This is a genomic window from Mesorhizobium sp. M7A.F.Ca.AU.001.01.1.1, assembly GCF_004022735.1.
Taxonomy (GTDB): Bacteria; Pseudomonadota; Alphaproteobacteria; order Rhizobiales; family Rhizobiaceae; genus Mesorhizobium; species Mesorhizobium ciceri.
Window position 1 is genome coordinate 1 of the sequence record NZ_RZPF01000725.1, and the last position, 3,267, is coordinate 3,267.

The 3,267-nt window shown below is 64.8% G+C and carries 4 protein-coding genes; all 4 read right to left on the bottom strand.

Annotated features, from left to right (window positions below):
* Positions 1-158: 158 nt before the first annotated feature.
* Entirely contained in the window at positions 159-1,016 is an 858-nt protein-coding gene (gene phnC / locus EN884_RS30595; RefSeq protein WP_063169039.1) for a phosphonate ABC transporter ATP-binding protein, read from the bottom strand.
* A gap of 374 nt (positions 1,017-1,390) precedes the next feature.
* Positions 1,391-2,008: a DapH/DapD/GlmU-related protein gene (locus tag EN884_RS30600; protein ID WP_063169038.1), complete on the bottom strand. Its 618-nt coding sequence runs from the start codon at positions 2,006-2,008 to the stop codon at positions 1,391-1,393.
* A complete protein-coding gene (phnL, locus tag EN884_RS30605) occupies positions 2,005-2,712 on the bottom strand; it encodes a phosphonate C-P lyase system protein PhnL (protein WP_063169037.1) in 708 nt (235 codons plus the stop codon). The genes EN884_RS30600 and phnL overlap by 4 nt, the downstream gene beginning before the upstream one ends.
* A gap of 208 nt (positions 2,713-2,920) precedes the next feature.
* On the bottom strand, positions 2,921-3,267 hold a 347-nt coding region (locus tag EN884_RS30615; protein ID WP_127373777.1), incomplete at its 5' end, for an ATP-binding cassette domain-containing protein.

The following is a 3,267-nucleotide window of genomic DNA, read 5'->3' on the forward strand; positions in this document are numbered from 1 at the left end:
GGCATGGGCCATGCTGGTCGCCATGGCGAGCACCGAAACGGCGCCAAAGACCATCTTCCTGAACATTGGATATTTCTCCTGTAGGTTCCGGCCCCGCGCCGGCAGCGTTATCGATTTTGACAGGTGCCCTTGACGTGGGCTGGCGATCCCAACCGCTCTCAATATCCCGGGAATGCGGGCTCGAGCGGTCCGGCGGATGCGGCGATCTTTCGGCTGAAGGCAACGCTGGTCGAGGTGATGGCCTCGGAGATTTCCTGGCCATTGCTGTCGGCGCCGTAGACGAGGCGCACCGCCTCGCGGTTGAGCTCTTCCGGCGGGCCGTCGAAGACGACCTTGCCGGCAGCCATGCCGATGATGCGGTTGCAGTAGGTGCGGGCGGTGTCCAGCGTGTGCAGATTGGTGACGACGGTGATGCCTTCGCGCAAATTGATGTCCTGCAGCGAATCCATCACCACCTTGGCGTTGAGCGGGTCGAGCGAGGCGATCGGCTCGTCGGCGAGGATCACTCTGGGCTGCTGCATCATGGCACGAGCGATGGCGACGCGCTGCTGCTGGCCGCCCGACAAGGTGCCGGCGGGCTGCAGCGCGGTGCGGACGATGTCGAGCCGCTCGAGTGCCGCGACCGCCTCGGCGCATTCGGCGCGGGAGAACATGCCGAACAGGTTGGTGATGGTCGAGCGGTGGTTCAGCTTGCCGAGCAGCACATTGGTCAGCACGTCGAGGCGCGGCACCAGGTTGAACTGCTGGAAGATCATGGCGCAGTCACGCTGCCAGCGCCGCAGCGGCGAACCGCTCAGCTTCGAGACCTCGGCGCCGTCAAAAAAAATCGACCCCTGGCTGGGATCGATGAGACGGTTGATCATGCGAAGGAGGGTTGATTTGCCGGCGCCCGAACGGCCGATAATGCCAACCATCTGACCCTGCGGGATCGCGATGTTGATGTCGCTGACGGCAGTGTTCTTGCCAAATCGTCGGGTGACACCGCGGATTTCGAGCGTGGCGGAATTTGCTGGCATGGGGGCAGGTTCCAGTCCGGGACCATTGATCGTCAGGCTCTCGCCTAACGCAGCCACATGAACCTGCCGTGTCGCGATGATGTCAGTTTTGTTACGCTCCACAGGCCGGAGTCTGCGGCCGGCCCAGGATCAGCAGTCGAAGGTGATGTGGAATGCAGGCCTGGCGAGCTGGCGCCGGTGGCCAGACGGCACCACTTGATGCGCATATACTCGCCCGTCGCGCGCCGGCGATGGCGAGGCCGTCCTTCAGGCGTTCCAGACAAGGGCCGTCATGGCGTCGATGCCGGTGTCGAGAGGCACGTCATGCGGATAGCAGGGGCGGGGGCGGTTTGCCCCCGCTGCCCAGCGTCAGTGACAGCCCGTTCCTGGCGTCGCTATCCGCCATATTTCTCCAAGAACGCCTCGGCCTCGAGCTCCCGGAAGTCATCCAACGCGGCCCGCAGCCTTGCATGGTCCCAGTCCCACCAGGCCAGCGCCTGGTAGCGTTCGGCCGTGCGGCGATCGAAGCGCTCGCGGATCGGCTTTGCCGGCACGCCGGCGACGATCGTATAGGGCGCTACATCTTTCGAGACGACAGCGCCGGCGCCGACCGCGGCGCCATCGCCGATGGTGACACCGGGCAGGATGGTCGAGCCGTGACCAAGCCAGGTGTCGTGGCCGATGGTGACCCGCTTGGCGCGGCGTTGGGCGAAGAATTCGCTCTCGTGCTCGGCATCGTCCCAGTAGTCCGAGGCGCGATAGGTGAAGTGATGCAGCGTCGGCCGCCAGGTCGGGTGGTTGGTGGCGTTGATGCGCACGCTGGCCGCGATGTTGGCGAACTTGCCGATCGTCGCACACCAGACCGAGCAGTCCTGCATCATGTAGGAATAGTCGCCAAGTTCGCTTTCCGAGACCCGGCTACGGTCGGCGATCTCGGTCCAGCGGCCGAGCGTCGAATTCTGTACATCCGCCGTCGGGTGGACCAGCGGCGTCTCGGACAATTTCCTGGTCATGCGGCGATTTTTCCGGGCGCGAAAGCGGTGACGTCGATGATGCGGTCGGCAACCGCCTCGCGTACATCGTGGTCATGGAAGATGCCGAGCAGGGCGACACCTGCAGCCTTCTTGGCGGCGATGAGTTCGATCACGACATCGCGGTTCCTGGCATCGAGCGAGGCTGTCGGCTCGTCGAGCAGCAGGATCGGATGCTCGGTGATGAAGCCGCGCGCGATGTTGACGCGCTGCTGCTCGCCGCCGGAGAAGGTCGCAGGCGGCAAAGCCCAGAGTTTCTCCGGCAGGTTGAGCTGCGCCAGCAAGGCGCGCGCCTTGTCCCTTGCGGCTTCGCGATTCTCGCCGCGCTCGACCAGCGGTTCGGCGACGACGTCGAGCGCCGAGACGCGCGGCACGGTGCGCAGGAACTGGCTGACATAGCCGATCGTTTGCCGGCGTATGGCCAGCACGGTGCGCGGGCTGGCGGTGGCGAGGTCGATCAGCCCATCATCATGCGTGACGATGATCTGGCCTTCGTCGACGGCGTAGTTGCCGTAGAGCATCTTCAGGATCGAGCTCTTGCCGGCACCGGAAGGACCGCCGAGCACGGTGCATTCGCCAGCCCTGATCGAGAACGAGACACCGGCGACAACAGGCAGTTTGATGCCGTCGCGCAGGTGCATGGTGAAACTCTTGGCGACGTCGGAGACAACGAGGGGGGTTGCCATCAGAAGGGCCTCCAATTGTCGTTCGTTTGCGGGCCAACGCCTCCCTCTGCCTTGCCAGGCATCTCCCCCTCAAGGGGGGAGATCGGCAGCTTTCTCGTTGCGCTTGTTCTGCAACGTTGGAGAGTGGCGAAACCGAGGACGATAGCCAATCTCCCCCCTTGAGGGGGAGATGGCCGGCAGGCCAGAGGGGGGTGCCTTGGCGCCATCGTCAAACCTGCAAAATCGAGGAAACAAGCAATTGCGTGTAAGGCGCGCGCGGGTCGTCGAGCACGCGGTCGGTGAGGCCGCTTTCGACGACGCGGCCGTCCTTCATCACCATCATGCGCTGCGACAAGAGCCGCGCCACGGCAAGGTCGTGGGTGACGACGATGGCCGCCAGACCGAGATCGGTGACCAGACCACGCAGCAGGTCGAGCAGGCGGGCTTGCACCGAGACATCGAGGCCGCCTGTTGGCTCATCCATGAACACCAGGCGCGGCCCGGTGACGAGGTTGCGGGCAATCTGCAGGCGCTGGCGCATGCCGCCGGAAAAGGCGCGGGGCTCGTCGTCGATGC